General features: G+C 71.3%; 17 protein-coding genes. 12 read left to right on the top strand and 5 right to left on the bottom strand.

Features of this window, described 5'->3' with window-relative positions; all coding sequences use genetic code 11:
* Positions 1-243 precede the first annotated feature (243 nt).
* From AB0D99_RS20345 to AB0D99_RS20320, 6 genes are all read left to right on the top strand, one after another.
* Positions 244-1,011 (top strand): metallophosphoesterase, encoded by a 768-nt coding sequence (locus tag AB0D99_RS20345; RefSeq protein ID WP_362363655.1) that lies wholly within the window; start codon positions 244-246, stop codon positions 1,009-1,011.
* Between the two features lie 101 nt (positions 1,012-1,112).
* Positions 1,113-1,556: an SRPBCC family protein gene (locus AB0D99_RS20340; protein WP_362363652.1), complete on the top strand. Its 444-nt coding sequence runs from the start codon at positions 1,113-1,115 to the stop codon at positions 1,554-1,556.
* Positions 1,557-1,738: 182 nt separating this feature from the next.
* Entirely contained in the window at positions 1,739-2,854 is a 1,116-nt protein-coding gene (locus tag AB0D99_RS20335) for an ArsA-related P-loop ATPase (RefSeq protein WP_362363649.1), read from the top strand.
* A gap of 41 nt (positions 2,855-2,895) precedes the next feature.
* Positions 2,896-3,339 carry a DUF5304 domain-containing protein gene (locus tag AB0D99_RS20330; RefSeq protein ID WP_362363646.1) on the top strand — a complete coding sequence of 148 codons (444 nt, stop codon included), beginning with the start codon at positions 2,896-2,898 and terminating at the stop codon, positions 3,337-3,339.
* A 66-nt stretch (positions 3,340-3,405) separates the two neighbouring features.
* On the top strand, positions 3,406-4,347 hold the full coding sequence (locus tag AB0D99_RS20325; RefSeq protein ID WP_362363642.1) for an ROK family glucokinase: 942 nt from the start codon (positions 3,406-3,408) through the stop codon (positions 4,345-4,347).
* 132 nt (positions 4,348-4,479) lie between these two features.
* On the top strand, positions 4,480-5,223 hold the full coding sequence (locus AB0D99_RS20320; protein ID WP_362363639.1) for an endonuclease/exonuclease/phosphatase family protein: 744 nt from the start codon (positions 4,480-4,482) through the stop codon (positions 5,221-5,223).
* A 235-nt stretch (positions 5,224-5,458) separates the two neighbouring features.
* Here the strand turns inward: AB0D99_RS20320 and AB0D99_RS20315 are convergent, their stop codons facing one another.
* Together AB0D99_RS20315 and AB0D99_RS20310 are read right to left on the bottom strand one after the other, a co-directional pair.
* Complete coding sequence (locus AB0D99_RS20315; protein ID WP_362363636.1) at positions 5,459-6,085, bottom strand: hypothetical protein; 627 nt, start codon at positions 6,083-6,085, stop codon at positions 5,459-5,461.
* The gene (locus AB0D99_RS20310; RefSeq protein ID WP_362363633.1) at positions 6,078-6,860 is read right to left on the bottom strand and encodes an alpha/beta fold hydrolase; all 783 of its coding nucleotides are present in this window, start codon (positions 6,858-6,860) and stop codon (positions 6,078-6,080) included. The genes AB0D99_RS20315 and AB0D99_RS20310 overlap by 8 nt, the downstream gene beginning before the upstream one ends.
* A 232-nt stretch (positions 6,861-7,092) precedes the next feature.
* On the opposite strand from AB0D99_RS20310, the gene AB0D99_RS20305 reads away from it, so the two are divergent.
* The 5 genes from AB0D99_RS20305 to AB0D99_RS20285 all read left to right on the top strand — a co-directional run bounded on the left by AB0D99_RS20305 (position 7,093) and on the right by AB0D99_RS20285 (position 11,989).
* The gene (locus AB0D99_RS20305) at positions 7,093-7,824 is read left to right on the top strand and encodes a lysophospholipid acyltransferase family protein (protein ID WP_362363738.1); all 732 of its coding nucleotides are present in this window, start codon (positions 7,093-7,095) and stop codon (positions 7,822-7,824) included.
* A 34-nt stretch (positions 7,825-7,858) separates the two neighbouring features.
* Positions 7,859-9,070: a DUF5931 domain-containing protein gene (locus AB0D99_RS20300; RefSeq protein ID WP_362363630.1), complete on the top strand. Its 1,212-nt coding sequence runs from the start codon at positions 7,859-7,861 to the stop codon at positions 9,068-9,070.
* Positions 9,067-9,738 (top strand): response regulator transcription factor, encoded by a 672-nt coding sequence (locus AB0D99_RS20295; protein WP_362363627.1) that lies wholly within the window; start codon positions 9,067-9,069, stop codon positions 9,736-9,738. The genes AB0D99_RS20300 and AB0D99_RS20295 overlap by 4 nt, the downstream gene beginning before the upstream one ends.
* A gap of 151 nt (positions 9,739-9,889) precedes the next feature.
* Positions 9,890-10,918 (top strand): 6-phosphofructokinase, encoded by a 1,029-nt coding sequence (locus AB0D99_RS20290; RefSeq protein WP_362363624.1) that lies wholly within the window; start codon positions 9,890-9,892, stop codon positions 10,916-10,918.
* A gap of 72 nt (positions 10,919-10,990) precedes the next feature.
* Positions 10,991-11,989, top strand: a complete 999-nt coding sequence (locus AB0D99_RS20285) for a 2-hydroxyacid dehydrogenase (protein ID WP_362363621.1) — start codon at positions 10,991-10,993, stop codon at positions 11,987-11,989.
* On the opposite strand, the gene AB0D99_RS20280 is transcribed toward AB0D99_RS20285, so the two are convergent.
* The 3 genes from AB0D99_RS20280 to AB0D99_RS20270 form a co-directional block, all read right to left on the bottom strand.
* Positions 11,986-13,905, bottom strand: a complete 1,920-nt coding sequence (locus tag AB0D99_RS20280) for an anthranilate synthase family protein (protein WP_362363618.1) — start codon at positions 13,903-13,905, stop codon at positions 11,986-11,988. The genes AB0D99_RS20285 and AB0D99_RS20280 overlap by 4 nt on opposite strands.
* A gap of 97 nt (positions 13,906-14,002) precedes the next feature.
* Positions 14,003-14,059, bottom strand: a complete 57-nt coding sequence (locus AB0D99_RS20275; RefSeq protein WP_356840026.1) for a trp operon leader peptide — start codon at positions 14,057-14,059, stop codon at positions 14,003-14,005.
* Between the two features lie 99 nt (positions 14,060-14,158).
* A complete protein-coding gene (locus tag AB0D99_RS20270) occupies positions 14,159-16,990 on the bottom strand; it encodes an N-acetylmuramoyl-L-alanine amidase (RefSeq protein WP_362363615.1) in 2,832 nt (943 codons plus the stop codon).
* A gap of 157 nt (positions 16,991-17,147) precedes the next feature.
* Between AB0D99_RS20270 and AB0D99_RS20265 the strand changes: the two genes are divergently transcribed.
* Positions 17,148-18,500 carry a class II 3-deoxy-7-phosphoheptulonate synthase gene (locus tag AB0D99_RS20265; protein WP_362363612.1) on the top strand — a complete coding sequence of 451 codons (1,353 nt, stop codon included), beginning with the start codon at positions 17,148-17,150 and terminating at the stop codon, positions 18,498-18,500.
* Positions 18,501-18,618 lie beyond the last annotated feature (118 nt).

Genomic DNA, 18,618 nt, shown 5'->3' with positions numbered 1-18,618 from the left:
ATCGGGCGCCGGCGCCACGGCTCTGTGTGAATGCACCGGTGCGGTCCAAGACCGGGCAGGTGCTCAGTGGGGGTGAGCACAACTGGACTGCCCGGACGTTACCCATCAGTACTCGGTTCCCGATAGGGGGGTCTGGCCAGATGTTCGGTGCATCACACAGTAGTGGCCGTGCTTCGCGCACAGTAATCCACAGCTTTCCGGACTCGGAAGTAACCGCAGGTCCGACGCCCTACGCTGAACCGCATGAGGATCAACGTGGTCAGTGACGTGCATGGGAACGCGGGTGCCCTCGCCAAGGCGGGGGAGGGCGCGGACGCCCTCGTCTGCCTCGGCGACCTGGTGCTCTTCCTCGACTACGCCGATCACAGCCGCGGCATCTTCCCCGACCTCTTCGGCGTCGAGAACGCCGACCTGATCGTGGAGCTGCGCACCGCCCGCCGCTTCGACGAGGCCCGTGACCTGGGGCGACGCCTCTGGTCCGAACTGGCCGTCGACCGTGACACGGCCATCGAGTCCGCGGTGCGGCGTCAGTACGAGGAACTGTTCGCCGCCTTCCCGACCCCCACCTACGCGACCTACGGGAACGTCGACATCCCGGGGCTGTGGAGCGAGTACGCCCGGCCGGGGACGACCGTCCTCGACGGCGAGCGGATCGAGCTCGACGGACTGGTCTTCGGCTTCGTCGGCGGAGGGCTGCGCACCGCCATGCGCACGCCGTACGAGATCTCCGACGAGGAGTACGCGGCGAAGGTCGAGGCGCTGGGCGAGGTCGACGTGCTGTGCAGTCACATTCCGCCGGACGTCCCGGAGCTGACCTACGACACGGTCCCGCGCCGCTTCGAACGCGGCAGCCGCGCCCTCCTCGACGCCATCCGGCGCACCCGGCCGCGGTACGCCCTCTTCGGCCACGTCCACCAGCCGCTGGCACGGCGGATGCGGGTCGGCCGGACGGAATGCGTGAACGTCGGGCACTTCGCCGCCACGGGGAAGCCGTGGACGCTGGAGTGGTGACGGGCCCGCGGTGACGGCGCGATAGCCTTCGGTCGGCACGCTTCGTGCCCTTCGACTCTCTTCGAGTTCTCGCCGGACCGCACAGTGGAGGAGCCACAGCGATGGCCGAACACACCAGCTCGAGCATCACCATCGAGGCAGCGCCGGCCGACGTCATGGGTGTGATCGCCGACTTCGCCCGCTACCCCGAGTGGACGGGCGAGGTGAAGGAGGCCGAGGTCCTCGAGAAGGACGCGGCCGGCCGCGCGGAGAAGGTGCGGCTGCTGCTGGACGCGGGCGCGATCAAGGACGACCACACGCTGGCGTACACCTGGACCGGCGACAACGAGGTCTCCTGGACGCTCGTCAAGTCCCAGATGCTCCGTTCCCTGGACGGCTCCTACCGCCTGGCCCCGGCGGGCGGCGGGAAGCGCACCGAGGTGACGTACCAGCTGACGGTGGACGTCAAGATCCCGATGCTGGGCATGATCAAGCGCAAGGCGGAGAAGGTCATCATCGACCGGGCGCTCGCGGGCCTGAAGAAGCGCGTGGAATCGGGCGCCTAGCCCCCGGCCGAGGGGCCGCGCGCCCTCCCGCCCCACGGCGCCGGCACCCTCCCGCGGATTCCGTCCGGGGGACCCCGCCGCCCGGGTCGGGCACGTGCCCGAGACCGGGCCCGCGGGGCGAGGACAGGTCCCTCGACCACCCGGCGAAGCCGGTCCGGCGGGGGGCGGTAACGTTCCGTCGTATGGGGATCCTGCTCGTCACCGGGACCGGCGGCGCCGGCCGTACCACCGTCGCCTCAGCCACCGCCCTCGCCGAGGCGCAGGCCGGCCGACGGGTGCTCCTGGTGTCCGGCGAGGCCGGCGAGACGCCCGGCGTGGAGCTTCTCCGGCCCGCCCCCGCCGCGGACTTCCGCCGAGAGTTCCTCGCCCTGCAGGCACGTTCCGCCGCCGCCCTGGACCTCCTCGGCGCCGCCCCCTTCGAGGACGCCGAACTCACCGAACTGCCCGGCAGCCACCAGTTCGCCCTGCTCCGCGCCCTGCGCGACGCCGCGGCCGGCGACTGGGACCTCGTCGTCGTCGACCTGCCCCCCTTGCTCGACGCCCTCGCCCTCCTCGCCCTGCCCGAGCAGCTGCGCCGCTACCTCCGCCGTCTCCTGCCCCCCGAGCGGCAGGCCGCCCGCGCCCTGCGCCCCATGCTGGCCCAGCTCGCCGGCGTCCCCATGCCCGCGCAGTGGCTCTACGAGACGACCGCCCGCTGGGAGGCCGAGCTCGCCGCCGTCCAGGCCGTGGTCGACGACCCGGCCACCTCCGTCCGTCTCGTCGTCGAGCCGGGGCCCGCCGCCACCGACGCCCTGCGCACCGCCCGCCTCGGCATGGCGCTGCACCGACTCGCCCTCGACACCGTGATCGCCAACAAGCTGCTCCCGGCCGACTCGCCCGACCCCTGGCTCGCGGGACTGACCACCCAGCAGCACGAACACCTGGCCCGGCTCCGTACCGCCCACGACGGGAACGTGCACGCCCTGCCGCACCTCGGCCGGGACGTGCGCGGCCCCGAGGACCTCGCCCTGCTCGCGGTCGACGCCAAGGCCGCGCCGGCCCGCGAGTGGACCGTCGAGGACCGCAGGGACGACGACGGCATCCTCGTCTGGCACATCCCCCTGCCCGGCGCCGTCAAGGGCGAGCTCTCCCTCGTCCGCCGCGGGGACGAACTCCTCCTCGCCGTCGGCCCGTTCCGCCGCAACGTCCCGCTGCCGCCCGCCCTGCGCCGCTGCACCGTCGCAGGCGCCGCACTGGTCGACGGCGATCTCGCGGTCAGGTTCACCCCCGATGCCGGTCTCTGGCCGCGGAACCCCTGACGCCGTGTACCGTCGACGGTATAAGCCGTAAGGAGTACGCCATGAGCGATTCGGATGCCTGGGCCAAGGCGTGCGCCGAGGACCTGGAGGCCGAGAAGGCCCGCCGCCGCGCGAACGCCGGTGCGGAGCCCGGCTCGGCCGCCGAGGAGTTCCGCAAGCTCTTCGACGCCGTCGCCGACAAGGTCTCCTCGATGCGGAACCCGCTGATGGGCATGGCTGCCCAGGGCACCGTGCAGCAGCTCGTCAACCAGGCGAAGGCGGCCGTCGAGCCCGTCATCGAGCGCAACCCGCAGGTCTTCGACCACCTCGCCGCCGCCGGCAACGAGCTGCTGGCCGCCTACCGCTCGGCGGTCGAGGGCCACGAGACGCGCTGGACCCGCGACGAGCCGGGCGACCCCCGCAAGGAGACCGGACCGGACCGGCCCGAGGGCCCCGGGAAGGACGAGGAAGGGCCCGGAACCGGGCAGCACATCGACCTGGACTGATCAGTACGGCGGCGCCCCTCGGGTACGGTTGGCCTTAGCGGGGCTCGACCGAAAACTGAGGGACACATGGGACTCACCATCGGCGTCGACATCGGCGGCACGAAGATCGCGGCCGGCGTGGTCGACGAGGAGGGCAACATCCTCGACACGCACAAGGTGCCCACCCCGCCGACCCCCGGAGGCATCGTCGACGCGATCTGCGCGGCCGTGTCCGAGGCCGGCAAGGGTCATCAGATCGAGGCTGTCGGCATCGGTGCCGCGGGCTACGTCGACGACAAGCGCGCCACCGTCCTCTTCGCGCCGAACATCGACTGGCGGCACGAGCCGCTGAAGGACAAGGTCGAGCAGCGGGTCGGTCTGCCGGTCGTGGTCGAGAACGACGCGAACGCGGCGGCCTGGGGCGAGTACAGGTTCGGCGCGGGGCAGGGCCACGAGGACGTCATCTGCATCACGCTCGGCACCGGCCTCGGCGGCGGCATCATCATCGGCAACAAGCTCCGCCGCGGACGCTTCGGCGTGGCGGCCGAGTTCGGCCACATCCGGGTCGTCCCGGACGGGCTGCTGTGCGGCTGCGGCAGCCAGGGCTGCTGGGAGCAGTACGCCTCCGGCCGCGCGCTCGTCCGGTACGCGAAGCAGCGCGCCGGCGCGACGCCCGAGCACGCGGAGATCCTCCTCGGCCTGGGCGACGGCACCCCCGACGGCATCGAGGGCAAGCACGTCAGCGCCGCGGCCCGACAGGGCGACCCGGTGGCCGTGGACTCCTTCCGCGAGCTGGCCCGCTGGGCCGGCGCCGGTCTCGCCGACCTGGCGTCCCTCTTCGACCCCTCCGCGTTCATCGTCGGCGGCGGCGTCTCGGACGAGGGCGAGCTGGTACTCGACCCGATCCGGAAGTCCTTCCGCCGCTGGCTGATCGGTGGCGAGTGGCGGCCGCACGCCCAGGTGCTCGCGGCCCAGCTCGGCGGCAAGGCCGGACTGGTCGGCGCGGCGGACCTGGCCCGTCAGGGCTGACTCCGCCCGTACGGCAGGAGTACGACACGGAGGCCGCCCCGCACCCGCGGGGCGGCCTCCGTGCATCGAGGCCACCGTTTGCCCGGCCGCGCCCTCTGGGGGCCGGCGGACTGTTGTCGTATGTTGCTGCGCATGGCGATCACGGCGCTGCCCAACTCCCGCACCGAGGCGGACGGTTCGGCCGTCGTCCGGGTGCTCAGTTACAACATCCGCTCGATGCGCGACGACGAGGACGCCCTCGCCCGGGTCATCCGGGCCTGTGCCCCCGATGTCGTCTTCGTCCAGGAGGCGCCGCGCTTCTTCCGCTGGCGCAAGCACGCGGCCCGGCTCGCCGCGAAGAGCGAGCTCGTCGTGCTGAGCGGCGGCGCCACGGCCGCGGGGCCGCTGCTGATGTGCTCGCTGAGGGCCACCGTGGAACGGACCGAGGACGTCCTGCTGCCGCTCACCCCCGGGCTGCACCGGCGCGGCTTCGCGACCGCCGTCGTACGGTTCGCCGGCGCGAGGGTCGGGCTGATCAGCTGTCATCTGAGCCTGCGGAGCGACGAACGGTACGCGCAGGCCGGGATGCTCCTCGACCGGGTCGCCGCCATGGACGTCCCGCACACCATCGTCGCCGGGGACCTCAACGAGCGCCCCGGCGGCCGGAGCTTCACCCTCCTGGCCAAGGAGCTCCAGGACGGCTGGGCCGCCGGCCCCTGGGGCGGCGAGTACACCTCGACGTCCGCCGACCCGCACCAGCGCATCGACGCGATCCTGGCGACCGAGGGCGTCGAGTTCCTCGGCTGCGGAGTCCCACCGGACCTCGACCCGACCGACCTGAGGACGGCCACGGACCACCTCCCGGTCCTGGCGGCGGTCAGGATTCCGGCGACCTGAGCCGCGGGGCCGGGGCGGCGACGCCCCGGGCGGAGTCGGCGGAGGCCACCCGAAGCCCGTGAGGCGCCCGCGGCCCGTGAGGCACCCGCAGCCCATGAGACGCCCGCAGCCCGTGAGGCACCCGCAGCCCATGAGACGCCCGCAGCCCATGAGACGCCCGAAGCCCGTGAGACGCCCGCAGCCCGTGAGGCGCCCGGACGCGGAGGCGCGTGGGCGCCGGGAGCGCGGGCCCCCGCTACACCACCGCGCCCCGGCCGGGGTCGTCGAAGCCGTCATCGTCGTCGTCGTGCTTCATGCGGGCCACCAGCGTCGCGAAGCCGCCGAGGAAACCGCCCACGCAGAGCGTCGTCAGCCACCACGTCATGTCCCACGAGAGCAGGACCGTGAGCAGCATCAGCACCGGGCCGCCGACCACGCCGAGCCACGCGAACTTCGTGGTCGTGTCCGCCTCCGGCAGCGGCGGCGGCTCCGGCGGGACGAAGTGGCCCTCGTCGTCCTCGCCCTTCGTGCCGGACGGCTTCCCGCCGGTCTCGGCGTCCGGGTCCGCGAGCTCGTAGTCGCGCGGGCCACCGCCCACGCTCACCCCGGGCGCGAAGACGACCGAGCCGCCGAGGACGGGCTTCCGGGGATCCTCGTCCTCCCCGTCCTCGCCGTCCTCTTCCTCCTCGTCGTCCTCGCCGTCGTCGTCACCGCCGTCGCCCCCCTCCACGGGCTCCGGCAGCTCCAGGTCCTCCACCGGTCTGAAGGGCTTCGACCCCGGGGGGTCCACCGGCTCCTCGCCGTACCCGGCGACGATCGCGGCCCAGGCCGCCTCCTCGTCGATCGGCTGCGGCTCGCGCTCGCCGTCCTGCTGCTCAGCCACCGCTCGTGCTCCCCTTCTCCCCGACCGCCTCCGGAGCGAGGCGGCACAGGAACGCCCAGCTCTCCTCGAAGATCCGCTCCGCGTCGTGGTCCAACGTCGCCACGTGGTAGCTCTGTTCCAGCAGGATCTCCCGCACGTCCGTCGAGGAGATCCGGCTCAGGATCCGCGCCGTGTCGGCGGGCGGCACCACATGGTCCTGCGGGCTGTGCAGGATCACCAGCGGCTGCGTGACCTGCGGAAGCTCCGCGTCCACCGTCTGGAACAACCGGCGCAGCGAGTGCGCCGCGTGCAGCGGCACCCGGTCGTACCCGACCTCCGCCGCGCCCTCCTTGGCGATGTCGCTGGCGATGCCGCTCGTCGACCGGACGAAGTGGCGGACCACCGGAAGCGCGTGGGCCGCGAGGCCGTGGACCTTGTTGCCCGGGTTCACCAGCACGAGACCCCGCACCGCGTCCCCGTACTTGGCCGCGAGACGCAGCGACAGCGCCCCGCCCATGGACAGACCGAAGACGAAGACCTGCTCGCAGCTCGCCAGCAGCTCCCGCAGCGCCCGGTCCACCTCCGCGTACCAGTCGTGCCACGTCGTGAGCTGCATGTCCTCCCAGCGCGTGCCGTGGCCGGGCAGCAGCGGCAGCGACACCGTGAGACCGCGCTCGGCCAGATATTCCGCCCAGGGGCGCAGCGACTGCGGGGAACCGGTGAAACCGTGACAGAGAAGGACGCCGACCTCTCCGCCCTCATGGCGGTACGGCTCGGCTCCAGGAAGGACCGGCACCGGGGTCTCCTGTTCGGGTTCGGCTTCGGGGATGCGAGTACGGCGAGTACCGCGACGAAGCAACGACGAAAGAGGGAAGAACCTTCACGGTACGCGACCGGACCGACACCGACCAGGGCCGTTCGCACGAAGGTGCGCCGCACACGGCCACACCCGCGAGGGCAGGCGGGAAAAGGCGGGATAAGGTCTGTCCGACAGCACACGGAAGGTACTCGAGTTGATCTACGGCGCAATGAAGTTCTCCATCGGAGGCTCCCTGAAGCTCGCCTTCAGGCCCTGGGTGGAGGGCCTCGAGAACATTCCCGCCGATGGGCCGGCGATCCTCGCGAGCAACCACCTGTCCTTCTCGGACTCCTTCTTCCTGCCCGCGGTCCTCGACCGCAAGGTCACCTTCATCGCCAAGGCCGAGTACTTCACCTCGCCCGGTGTGAAGGGCAAGCTCACCGCCGCCTTCTTCAAGGGCGTCGGCCAGCTCCCCGTGGACCGCTCCGGCGCCCGCGGCGCGGGTGAGGCGGCGATCAAGGCCGGCATCGAGGTCATCGAGAAGGGCGGGCTCTTCGGGATCTACCCCGAGGGCACCCGCTCGCCCGACGGCCGGCTCTACCGGGGCAAGCCCGGCGGCCTCGCCCGCGTGGCGCTCGCCACCGGCGCGCCGGTCATCCCGGTCGCCATGATCGACACCGAGAAGATCCAGCCGCCCGGCAAGGTCGTCCCCAAGCTGATGCGCCCGGGGATCCGGATCGGCAAGCCGCTCGACTTCAGCCGCTACCACGGCATGGAGGGCGACCGCTTCATCCTCCGCTCGGTGACCGACGAGGTCATGTACGAGATCATGAAGCTGTCCGGCCAGGAGTACGTCGACATCTACGCGACCGCCGCCAAGCGTCAGATCGCGGATGCCGAGAAGGCCGCCAAGGAGGCCGTCAAGGCCGAGATCGCGGCGCGGGAAGAGTCCGGAGCCTGACCCTCTCGCAGAGGGACACCGGGGGGTGGGGGAGATGGCCAAGCGCGAGCGTGTCGTGCGGATGTCGGTCGAGCAGCCGCTGTGGCGGGCGCTCACCGCGTACCGCGTCGGAACGATGATCTATGCCGTCCTGATCTTCGTCACCACCCGGGACGGCTACGAGCGGCCCTGGGTGGCCGTCTCCTTCCTCGCCGTCATGTGCGTCTGGACCCTGGCCACCCTGCCCAAGGTGGCGAACGCGGCCAGCTGCACCAAGCGGTTCCTGATCGCCGATCTCACCGTCGCGCTGACCGGCATCCTGCTCACTCCGCTCGCGGACGAGCAGGCCCAGTCGGTCGACGGGCCCACCCTGCCGACCATATGGACCGCCGGAGCCGTCCTCGCGTACGCGATCAAGGGCGGCTGGCGCTGGGCCGGCTTCGCCTCCTCCCTGGTCGCCGTCGCCAACATCATCGAGCGGGCCCACCCCACCCGGGACACGCTCCACAACGTCCTCCTGGTGTGGGTGGCGTCCATCGCCATCGGATACGTCGTCGAGGTCGCCCGTGCCTCCGAGCGCACCCTCGCCCGCGCCCTGGAGATCGAGGCCGCGACCCGGGAACGGGAGCGGCTCGCCCGGGACATCCACGACAGCGTCCTCCAGGTCCTGGCGATGGTGCAGCGGCGCGGTACGGCACTGGGCGGCGAGGCGGCCGAGCTGGGCCGGATGGCGGGGGAGCAGGAGGTGGCCCTGCGCACCCTGGTCGCCGGCGGGCTGACCCGGCCGTCGCTGGTCTCCGAGGACGAGTCCGAAGGGGCCGTGGTCCGCATCGTCGAGGAGCCGGACGCCGACTGCCCGGTCGATCTGCGTGCCCTGCTCGCCCCGCGCGCCGGGGCGAGGGTCACCCTCTCCGACCCGGGCGCGCCGGTCCTGCTGCGGGCCGCGGCCGCCGAGGAGCTGGCCGCCGCCGTCGGCGCCGCCCTGGACAATGTCCGGGTCCACGCGGGCGGCGACGCCCAGGCGTGGATCCTGGTCGAGGACTGGCCGGACGAGGTGATCGTGACGGTACGGGACGACGGCCCGGGCATCCCGGAGGGGCGGCTGGCCCAGGCCGAGGGGGAGGGCCGGATGGGCGTCGCCCTGTCCATCCGGGGCAGGCTGCGCGATCTGGGCGGCACGGCCGAGCTGATCTCGGTCCCGGGCCAGGGCACGGAAGTCGAACTGAAGGTCCCGCGGGATCCACGGGGGAAGGCAGGAACACGATGAGCGAGCAGCAGATCAGAGTGATGGTCGTCGACGACCACCCGATGTGGCGGGACGCGGTCGCCCGCGACCTCGCCGAGGCGGGATTCGACGTGGTCGCCACGGCGGGCGACGGCGAACAGGCCGTGCGCCGTGCCGGGGCCGCCGCCCCGGACGTCCTCGTCCTGGACCTCAACCTGCCCGCCAAGCCCGGCGTCCAGGTGTGCAAGGAGCTGGTCGGCGCCAACCCCCGGCTGCGGGTCCTCGTGCTCTCCGCGAGCGGTGAGCACGCCGATGTCCTGGAGGCGGTCAAGTCCGGCGCCACCGGCTATCTGCTGAAGTCCGCCAGCACGGCCGAGCTGATCGACGCCGTGCGCCGCACGGCCGTCGGGGACCCCGTCTTCACCCCCGGACTCGCGGGCCTGGTCCTCGGTGAGTACCGTCGCCTCGCCTCCGAGCCCGTTCCGGCGGCCGGGGGCGACGAGTCGAAGGCGCCGCAGCTGACCGAGCGCGAGACCGAGGTGCTGCGCCTGGTCGCCAAGGGGCTGAGCTACAAGCAGATCGCCGAACGCCTGGTCATCTCGCACCGCACCGTGCAGAACCACGTCCAGAACACCCTCGGCAAGCTCCAGCTGCACAACCGGGTGGAGCTCGTCCGTTACGCCATCGAGCGCGGCCTCGACGACGCCTGACTTCCGGCCGGGCCGGGCCGGCCGCCCGTCCGCGTCGGGCCCGATCCTCCGGGCGGGCGCGGACAATTCACTCTTCGCATTGTGTCGGAGTGACCCACGTCACTATTAGCGTGGGTCGCGCATCCCGTCCGCCACGGTGAAGGAGAGCTCCATGCGCGTCGGCGTACTGACCGGGGGCGGCGACTGCCCCGGTCTCAACGCGGTCATCCGCGCCATCGTCCGCAAGGGCGTCCAGGAGTACGGCTACGAGTTCACCGGGTTCCGCGACGGTTGGCGCGGCCCGCTGGACGGCGTCACCGTACGGCTCGACATCCCCGCCGTCCGCGGCATCCTGCCGCGCGGCGGAACCATCCTCGGCTCCTCGCGCACCAACCCGCTCAAGGTGGAGCACGGCATCCGCCGGATCAAGGAGAACCTCGCCAAGTGCGAGGTCGACGCCCTGATCGCGATCGGCGGCGAGGACACCCTCGGGGTCGCCGCCCGGCTGGTCGACGAGTACGGCGTTCCCTGCGTGGGCGTGCCGAAGACGATCGACAACGACCTGTCCGCCACCGACTACACCTTCGGCTTCGACACCGCCGTCGGGATCGCCACCGAGGCCATCGACCGCCTCCACACCACCGCCGAGTCCCATATGCGGGTCCTGGTGGTGGAGGTGATGGGCCGACACGCCGGCTGGATCGCCCTGCACTCCGGTCTCGCCGGCGGCGCCAACGTGATCCTCATCCCCGAGCAGCGCTTCGACCTCGACCAGGTCTGCGCCTGGGTCACCTCGCGCTTCAAGGCCACGTACGCCCCGATCGTGGTCGTCGCGGAGGGCGCGATGCCCCGGGACGGGGACATGGTCCTCAAGGACGGCACCCTCGACTCGTACGGACACGTCCGCCTGTCGGGCGTGGGGGAGTGGCTCGCCAAGGAGATCGAGCGGCGGACGGGCAACGAGGCCCGGACCACGGTCCTCGGTCATGTGCAGCGCGGCGGCACCCCCAGCGCCTTCGACCGCTGGCTCGCCACCCGCTTCGGCCTGCACGCCATCGACGCCGTCCGGGACGGCGACTTCGGGAAGATGGTCGCGCTGCGCGGCACCGACATCGTCCGCGTCCCGATCTCCGAGGCCACGGCGCGTCTCAAGACGGTCGACCCGGCGCTCTACGCCGAGGTGGGGGTCTTCTTCGGCTGAGCGCCCGCCCGGAATGGGCCGTATATTCGCCTTTCGCGTGTATACGGCCCAACGCACTCCCAGGGGAACGTCGTGGAGATCCTTGCCTTCGGTGTACAGGCCGACGAGAAGCCGCTGCTCGAGAAGGGCTTCGCGGGACACCACGACGTCCGCTGCCTGGAGGTCTTCCTGACCGAGGACACCGCCCCCATCGCGGCCGGCTACGAGGCCGTCTCCACCAGCGTCAACGCGGAACTCGGCGGACCGGTCCTGCGGACGCTCGCCGCCGGCGGCACGAGGATGATCGCCCAGCGGTCCACCGGCTTCAACAACATCGACCTCGACGTCGCCGCCGAGCTCGGCCTCACCGTCGCCCGCGTCTCGTACTACTCGCCGTACTCGGTCGCCGAGTTCGCCTGGACCCTGGCGATGGCGGTCAACCGGCGGATCGTCCGCGCCTCCAACCGCACCCGCGACTTCGACTTCCGGCTCGACGGGCTGATGGGCCGTGACCTGCGCGGCCGCACGGTCGGCGTCCTCGGCACCGGGAAGATCGGCGAGGCGTTCACCCGGATCGCCCACGGCTTCGGCATGAACCTCCTCGGCTGGGACATCGCCGAGAACCCCGCCTGCGTCGCACTCGGCATGCGGTACGTCGACAAGGAGCGGCTCCTCGCCGAGGCCGACCTGGTCAGCCTGCACGTACCGCTGCTCCCCGCGACCCGGCACCTCCTCGACGCCGCGGCGCTCAGGGCGATGAAGGACGACGCCATCCTGGTGAACTCGAGCCGCGGCGGCCTCGTCGACACCGAGGCGCTGGTGGCGGAGCTCCGCGCCGGCCGGTTCACCGGCGTGGGGCTCGACGTGTACGAGGCGGAGGCCGGACTGTTCTTCCTCGACAAGTCCCTGGAGGTCGTCGAGGACGACACCCTGGCCCGGCTCGTCACCTTCCCGAACGTGGTGGTCACCTCGCACCAGGCGTACTTCACCGTCGAGGCGGTCGGCCAGATCATCGACGCGACCGTCCGGAACGTCCTCGACTACCTCGCGGGGCGGCGCAGCGAGAACGTCCTCGTCCCGGCCGCTCCCTAGACCAGCACCCCCGCGAGCAGGGACGCGGTCAGCGCCGCACCCTCCAGCGTCAGCACCGACTCCGGGTGGAACTGCACCCCCGCGAAGCCCGGCCCGCGCAGGGCGTGGACCTCGTCCGTCGCCGCGTCCCGGCTCACCTCGATCCGGTGCAGGGCCAGTTCGGTGGCCGTGTGGTCGTCGCAGCGGGCCGTGAAGCTGTTGTAGAAGCCGACCGTCCGCTCCTGGCCGAAGAGGTCGATCCGCATCTGCGCCCCCTGGAACGGGGTGCGCTTGCGGACGATCTCCAGGCCCAGCTCGGCCGCGATCAGCTCATGGCCCAGGCAGACGCCGAGAAGGCTGGGACGGCCCGCGGGGCCTCGATGAGGGGCGATGGGGCGACCCGCGGGCCCGCGTCGGTGGTCCCGTACGAGGTCGGCGGTCAGGCGCCGGAGGAAGCGCATCTTCGGGTCCGAGGCGTCCCCGGGGTCGCCGGGCCCGGGGCCGAGGACCACCGGGCCGTCGTGGCCGAGCGCGAGCTCCCGCAGCCCGGGCTCGTCGTAGCGAACCACCGACACCTCCAGCCCCGAGGAGCGCAGCAGATGCGCGAGCATCGCCGTGAAGGTGTCCTCGGCGTCGATCACCAGCGCGTGGCCGTCCAGGTCGGCCGACCGGACCTGCATCCGCAGCCAGAACGGCGCCAGGTCGGCCCGCCGGGCGTCCAGCGCCGCCCGCACCCGCGGATCGTCCGCGAGCCGGGCCGCCCGCGGGGACTCCTCGCGCGGCCGCCCCTCGCGTACCCCCAGCGCCGTGAGGACGCCCGCTGCCTTGGCATGGGTCTCGGCGACCTCCCCCGCCGGGTCCGAATGGCGGACCAGGGTCGCGCCGACCGGCACCCGCAGCCGCCCGTCCCCGGAGATGTCGGCGGTCCGGATGAGGATCGGGGAGTCCAGTGTCTGGACCCCGTTCTCGTCGGTGCCGAGCAGGGCCAGGGCGCCCGCGTAGTAGCCGCGCCCGCCGGCCTCGTGCCGCTCGATTACCCGGCAGGCGTTCTGCACGGGGGAGCCGGTGACCGTCGCCGCGAACATCGTCTCCCGCAGCACCTCGCGCACGTCGAGGGACGAGCGGCCCCGCAGCTCGTACTCGGTGTGCGCGAGATGCGCCATCTCCTTGAGCCGCGGACCGATCACCACCCCGCCCATGTCGCCCACCGTGCACATCATCTTCAGCTCCTCGTCGACCACCATGGAGAGCTCCTCGGTCTCCTTGCGGTCGGCCAGGAACGTCAGCAGGTCCTCGGGGGTCGGCGCGGTTCCGGCCGGGTAGCGGTACGTGCCACTGATCGGGTTCATCACGACCGTTCCGCCCGACATCCGGACGTGCACCTCCGGGCTCGCCCCGACCAGGGTGCGCTCGCCGGTGTGGACGACGAAGGTCCAGTACGCGCCCCGCTCGCCGGTGAGGAGACGGCGGAAGAGCGCGAGTGCGTCGGCGCGTCCGAAGCCCGGGATCTCGCCGGTGTAGGTGCGGCGGATGACGAAGTTGGCGCCCTCGCCGGAGCCGATCTCCTCGTCGATCACCCGGCGGACGGTCTCGGCGTACTCCTCGTCCGACACGTCGAACCCGCCGCCCTCCACCCGTACGTCATGGGCGGGAAGCCCCTCCAGGGCCGCGGCGAGCGGCAGCTCGTACGCCTCCTCGGCGACCAGCACGGAGAGCGGGGTGCCGTCGTCGCGGACGTCGAAACCGCGCTCGCGGATCTGCCGGAACGGCACGAGGGCGAGCGTCGGCGGCGCCCCGACGGGAAGCTCGGCGAGCCGTTCCGCCTCGTGCACCGCGCCGATCAGCACCTCGACGGTGTCGTGATCACGGCCCGGAGTGCGCCTGCGCAGCAGCGCGAAGGGCGGGCAGGAGTCGTCGAGGAGACGGGAGAGGTCCATGGTGGGTTCCTTCCGGGGATTCGGAGAGGAACGGCTCCTGGAAACGGAGGAAGGCCGCCCCTCGGGGCGGCCTTCGCGTGTCTCGGTGTACGCGCAGTCAGTGGGCCGCCGGATGAGCGGTCCACCACCAGTTCTGGATACGAGGCGCGAACATACGAGCACTGTAGCCCAGCCGGACAGGGAGAAGGGGCCCGGTCCGCACCGTGGACAGTGCGAGCCGGGCCCCTTCCCCCGATCGGTCCGATCCGGTGGATCAGAACATCATGGTGTAGATCTGCCAGCCCGGGCCCATCTTGATGCGCCCGCCGATCGGCGAGGTGGCGCTGCCCGTGCCGGGGTACAGCCACGCGACGCCGGTGGTGTCGCGGGCCATCAGGTCGACCTTGCCGTCACCGGTCAGGTCGCTCGGGCCGAGGATCACGTTGTGCATGTTCCATCCGGTGCCGACCTGGACCCGGCTGGTGTACGGAGCGGAGGCGTTGCCGGTGCCCTTGTGCATCCACAGGACGCCGTTCTTGTCCCGGCCGAGGATGTCGGCCTTGCCGTCGCCGGTGAGGTCGCCGGAGCCGAGGATCAGGCTGTAGACGTGCCAGCCGGTGCCGAGCTGCGTACGGCCGGTGAACGGCGCGGACGGGTTGCCGGTGCCCTGGAAGAGATAGATCGCGCCCGACTTCTCACGGGTGAGGAGGTCGGCCTTGCCGTCGCCGGTCAGGTCGCGGGCGCCGACGATCTGGTCGTAGCCGCCCCAGCCGGAACCGACCTTGATCCGTCCCTTGAAGGGCGAGTTCGGGTTGCCGCTGCCCTGGTGGTACCAGAGGACGCCGGACGAGTCCCGGCCCACCACGTCACCGGTGCCGTCGGCCCGCAGCGCGGTCATGGGGGTGACCAGGTTGTAGACGTTCCATCCGGTGCCGGCGCGGTAGCGGCGCAGGAACTGGAAGTTGGCGTTGCCGGTGCCCTGGTACTGCCAGTAGGCGCCGGAGCTGTCACGGGCGATCACGTTGTACCGGTTGGTGGCGCTGACCGGGGCGGCGGCGGCGACCACGTCCACCTCGGAGGCCTTCACCCAGGCGATGCGGTGGTTGAACCGGATCGGGATGAACTGGTTCGTCGTGCCCTTGACCAGGGTGCGCGAGCCGGGGCCCGTGCCGTCGAAGGTGCCGCCGTAGTAGTAGTCACCGGCGACGGGAGCACCACCCTGGACGTACTTCTGGCCTGCCACCAGCAGCTTGCTGTACTGCGTCAGCGCCTCCTGGCCGCGGGACTGGACCGGGACGTTCGTGCCCGTGTACGCCGCGTCCTCCGGGTAGGCACGGCCGTAGACCTTCACCGAGGTCAGACCGGCCTTCGGTGTCACCGCCGTCCTGGTGCCCGTGGCGACCGGCACGGTCCACTGGCCGCCGGGGTTGAAGAACCAGGCCTTCTTGCCGCCGTACCAGATCGCCGTCCAGTCGTACTGCGCCTCTGCCACGACGTACTCGCCGCCCGCGACCAGCTTGTTCGCCCAGTTCGAACCCTCCGACCAGGTGGACGAGAAGTACGGGTCGGTGAGGGTGGACGAACTCGTCGACGGCGAGGAGTAGAGGTAGCCGAAGTTCGACGGCCGCGGGGCGACCGCGTTCCCGCCGTACGTCAGCGTCGGCTGGTTCGCCGTGGTGAACGGCGGGACGTAGCGGACGATCTGGCCGGCCTTGAGCAGCCCGCCCGCGCCGCCGACACCCGTCGGGGCACCCAGCAGGGACATGTAGTGGTTCCAGTCCCAGAACGGGCCCGGGTCCCAGTGCTGGGCGCGGACCTTCTCGTCGAGCACGCCGGGTATCTCGTCGTGGCCGATGATGTGCTGGCGGTCGAGCGGGATGGAGTACTTGGCCGCCAGGTGCTTCACGAGCGCGGCGGAGGACTCGTACTGCGGCTCGGTGTACCAGGAGCCGCTCTTGATGGCGTAGCCCTCGTGCTCGATGCCGATCGAGTGCATGTTGAGGGTCTTGTTGCCCGCATGCCAGGCCTCGTTCTTGTTCTCGACCATCTGGGTGACGAGACCGTCCGAGGCACGGATCAGGTAGTGCGCGCTCGCGTACGACGCCGGGTTCTTGAAGACGGCGAGCGAGCCGTCGTAGCCGCCCTCCGTGTCGTGGATGGCGATGTAGCGGATGTCGTAGCCGCCGGCGGGACGGCTGGCCACGTTGTAGTTGCCGTAGTCCGTCGCGTCGGTGGTGCTGTTCTGCCGGAAACCGGCGGGAATGAAGTTGCAGTTCAGGCCCACGGGGCAGTCGGCCGTCGCCGTCGTCGCCGCGAAGGTCGCGGCGAGCGGGACGTTCGACGGCTTCACGGGCTCGACCGCGGGGTCGGCGGGCAGGACGACCTGCTCACCGTCCGTGGTCAGCTCTCGCTCACCCGTCTTGATCGACTCGAAGACGCGCTTCGCGAAGAGATCGGCGCCCTTTTTGTCGGGCGCCTGGCTGTAGCGCGCGACGGCCGGGTACCAGGCACCGGGCTCGTCCGGCAGGTCGCCGGTCGCCTGCTTCTGGTACTCGGCGAGCAGCGCCGCACCCGCGCGGATGCTCGCGGCGGTGTCGTTCTTCAGGGCCTCGTCGGAGCTGTCGACCAGCTCCGCGGCCTTGTCCAGCGTGTGCAGCCGCGGATCGTCGGTGTCGACGGTCTCCTTCGGCGTGGTGCTCAGCGCCTTCTTCGCGTCGAAGTGCTTCTCGACGTTGGGGTCGCCGCTGCGGTTCATGTGCTCAAGGCGCTCCTCGTCCGCCTCGGGCTCCACGTCCCCCGGGTCGACGTCGGTCAGACCCATCACGTTGTACGCACCGGTCGTGCTCGGCTCGCCGTCGTGGGACTCCCACCGCGTCTGCCGGTACGAGACGGCCATCAGCACGCTCTGCGGGACGTCGAACTCGCGAGCCGCGTCCGCGAACTGCGACTGCAGTGACGATTCCGCGCTGTTCCCGCCGTCGGAGGAGCCCAGGATGCCCGGCGACGCCACGGCGATCGTGCCGATCGTCGCCGTGGCGACGATCGCCGCCGCCGCACCGTAAAGCAGCCGTCTTTTCTTGCGGTCCTTGCGGTGCCCTTGAGACACACCCACCCCTGTGATCAATTCAAGTCTCAGTTGTTTAAACGCGCGTGAGGTTAACACCACTCGAAGGGGTGACTCCTGTCCGCAGACATTTCGGGCGCGCGTCTCAGCCACTGGTCGCGTCCCTGGACAGGTCGTCCGACCCCGTAATGTGGTGGTTGTGACCGTGAACGCTAAGACCACCGCAACCGGTGGCAACACCTGGCGAGACCTTCCCGCGGCGCAGCAGCCTGAGTACCCCGATGCCGAGGCTCTGCGCGATGTGATCGCGGACCTCGAGTCGTATCCGCCGCTCGTCTTCGCGGGCGAGTGCGATCAGCTGCGCGCCCGTATGGGAGCCGTCGCCCGTGGCGAGGCGTTCCTGCTCCAGGGTGGCGACTGCGCCGAGGCCTTCGACGCCGTGTCCGCCGACCACATCCGTGCCAAGCTCAAGACCCTGCTCCAGATGAGCGCCGTCCTGACGTACGCGGCCTCCGTGCCCGTCGTCAAGGTCGGCCGCATCGCCGGGCAGTACTCCAAGCCCCGCTCCAAGGGGACCGAGACCCGCGACGGCGTGACCCTGCCGACCTACCGCGGCGACTCGGTCAACGGCTTCGACTTCAACGAGAAGGCCCGCGTCCCGGACCCCGAGCGACTGAAGCGGATGTACAACGCCTCCGCCTCCACGCTCAACCTGGTGCGCGCCTTCACCACCGGCGGCTACGCCGACCTGCGCCAGGTGCATGCCTGGAACCAGGACTTCGTGAAGTCGTCCCCCTCGGGCCAGCGCTACGAGGCGCTCGCCCGCGAGATCGACAACGCCCTGAACTTCATGAAGGCCTGTGGCACCGACCCGGCCGAGTTCAAGGCCGTCGAGTTCTACGCCTCCCACGAGGCGCTGCTGCTCGACTACGAGGGCGCGCTGACCCGTACGGACTCGCGCACCGGCAAGCTGTACGACACCTCCGGCCACATGGTCTGGATCGGTGAGCGCACCCGCCAGCTCGACCACGCCCACATCGAGTTCGCCTCGCAGATCGCGAACCCGATCGGCATCAAGCTGGGCCCGACGACCTCGGTCGACGAGGCGCTGACGTACATCGACCGCCTGGACCCGGAGCGCGAGCCCGGCCGGCTGACCTTCATCGTCCGCATGGGCGCCGACAAGGTCCGGGACAAGCTCCCGGAGCTGGTCGAGAAGGTCACCGCCTCCGGCGCGACCGTCGCCTGGGTCACCGACCCGATGCACGGCAACACCTTCGAGGCGGCCTCCGGTCACAAGACCCGGCGCTTCGACGACGTGCTCGACGAGGTCAAGGGCTTCTTCGAGGTCCACAAGAGCCTCGGCACCCACCCGGGCGGCATCCATGTCGAGCTCACCGGTGACGACGTCACCGAGTGCGTGGGCGGCGGCGACGAGATCTTCGTCGACGACCTGCACCAGCGCTACGAGACGGCCTGCGACCCGCGGCTCAACCGCAGCCAGTCGCTGGACCTGGCGTTCCTGGTCGCCGAGATGTACCGCGATCAGTAGGTGGCTTCCTACGACTGTGGGGCGCGGATCCATGTGATCCGCGCCCCACAGTCATTTCCGGGCTTTACACCTCGGAGGCGCCGGGTAAGGTTAGGTTAGCCTTATCGATCCCGGCAGG

It is taken from the genome of Streptomyces sp. NPDC047971 (assembly GCF_040653355.1).
In the GTDB taxonomy this organism is placed as follows: Bacteria; Actinomycetota; Actinomycetes; order Streptomycetales; family Streptomycetaceae; genus Streptomyces.
This window is presented reverse-complemented; position numbering and strand designations above follow the sequence as displayed.

Excerpts from the sequence above, each read along its gene's own strand:
- AB0D99_RS20345 (WP_362363655.1), top strand. The coding sequence starts at position 244 with ATGAGGATCAACGTGGTCAGTGACGTGCATGGGAACGCGGGTGCCCTC.
- AB0D99_RS20340 (WP_362363652.1), top strand. The coding sequence starts at position 1,113 with ATGGCCGAACACACCAGCTCGAGCATCACCATCGAGGCAGCGCCGGCC.
- AB0D99_RS20335 (WP_362363649.1), top strand. The coding sequence starts at position 1,739 with ATGGGGATCCTGCTCGTCACCGGGACCGGCGGCGCCGGCCGTACCACC.
- AB0D99_RS20330 (WP_362363646.1), top strand. The coding sequence starts at position 2,896 with ATGAGCGATTCGGATGCCTGGGCCAAGGCGTGCGCCGAGGACCTGGAG.
- AB0D99_RS20325 (WP_362363642.1), top strand. The coding sequence starts at position 3,406 with ATGGGACTCACCATCGGCGTCGACATCGGCGGCACGAAGATCGCGGCC.
- AB0D99_RS20320 (WP_362363639.1), top strand. The coding sequence starts at position 4,480 with ATGGCGATCACGGCGCTGCCCAACTCCCGCACCGAGGCGGACGGTTCG.
- AB0D99_RS20305 (WP_362363738.1), top strand. The coding sequence starts at position 7,093 with ATGAAGTTCTCCATCGGAGGCTCCCTGAAGCTCGCCTTCAGGCCCTGG.
- AB0D99_RS20300 (WP_362363630.1), top strand. The coding sequence starts at position 7,859 with ATGGCCAAGCGCGAGCGTGTCGTGCGGATGTCGGTCGAGCAGCCGCTG.
- AB0D99_RS20295 (WP_362363627.1), top strand. The coding sequence starts at position 9,067 with ATGAGCGAGCAGCAGATCAGAGTGATGGTCGTCGACGACCACCCGATG.
- AB0D99_RS20290 (WP_362363624.1), top strand. The coding sequence starts at position 9,890 with ATGCGCGTCGGCGTACTGACCGGGGGCGGCGACTGCCCCGGTCTCAAC.
- AB0D99_RS20280 (WP_362363618.1), bottom strand. The coding sequence starts at position 13,905 with ATGGACCTCTCCCGTCTCCTCGACGACTCCTGCCCGCCCTTCGCGCTG.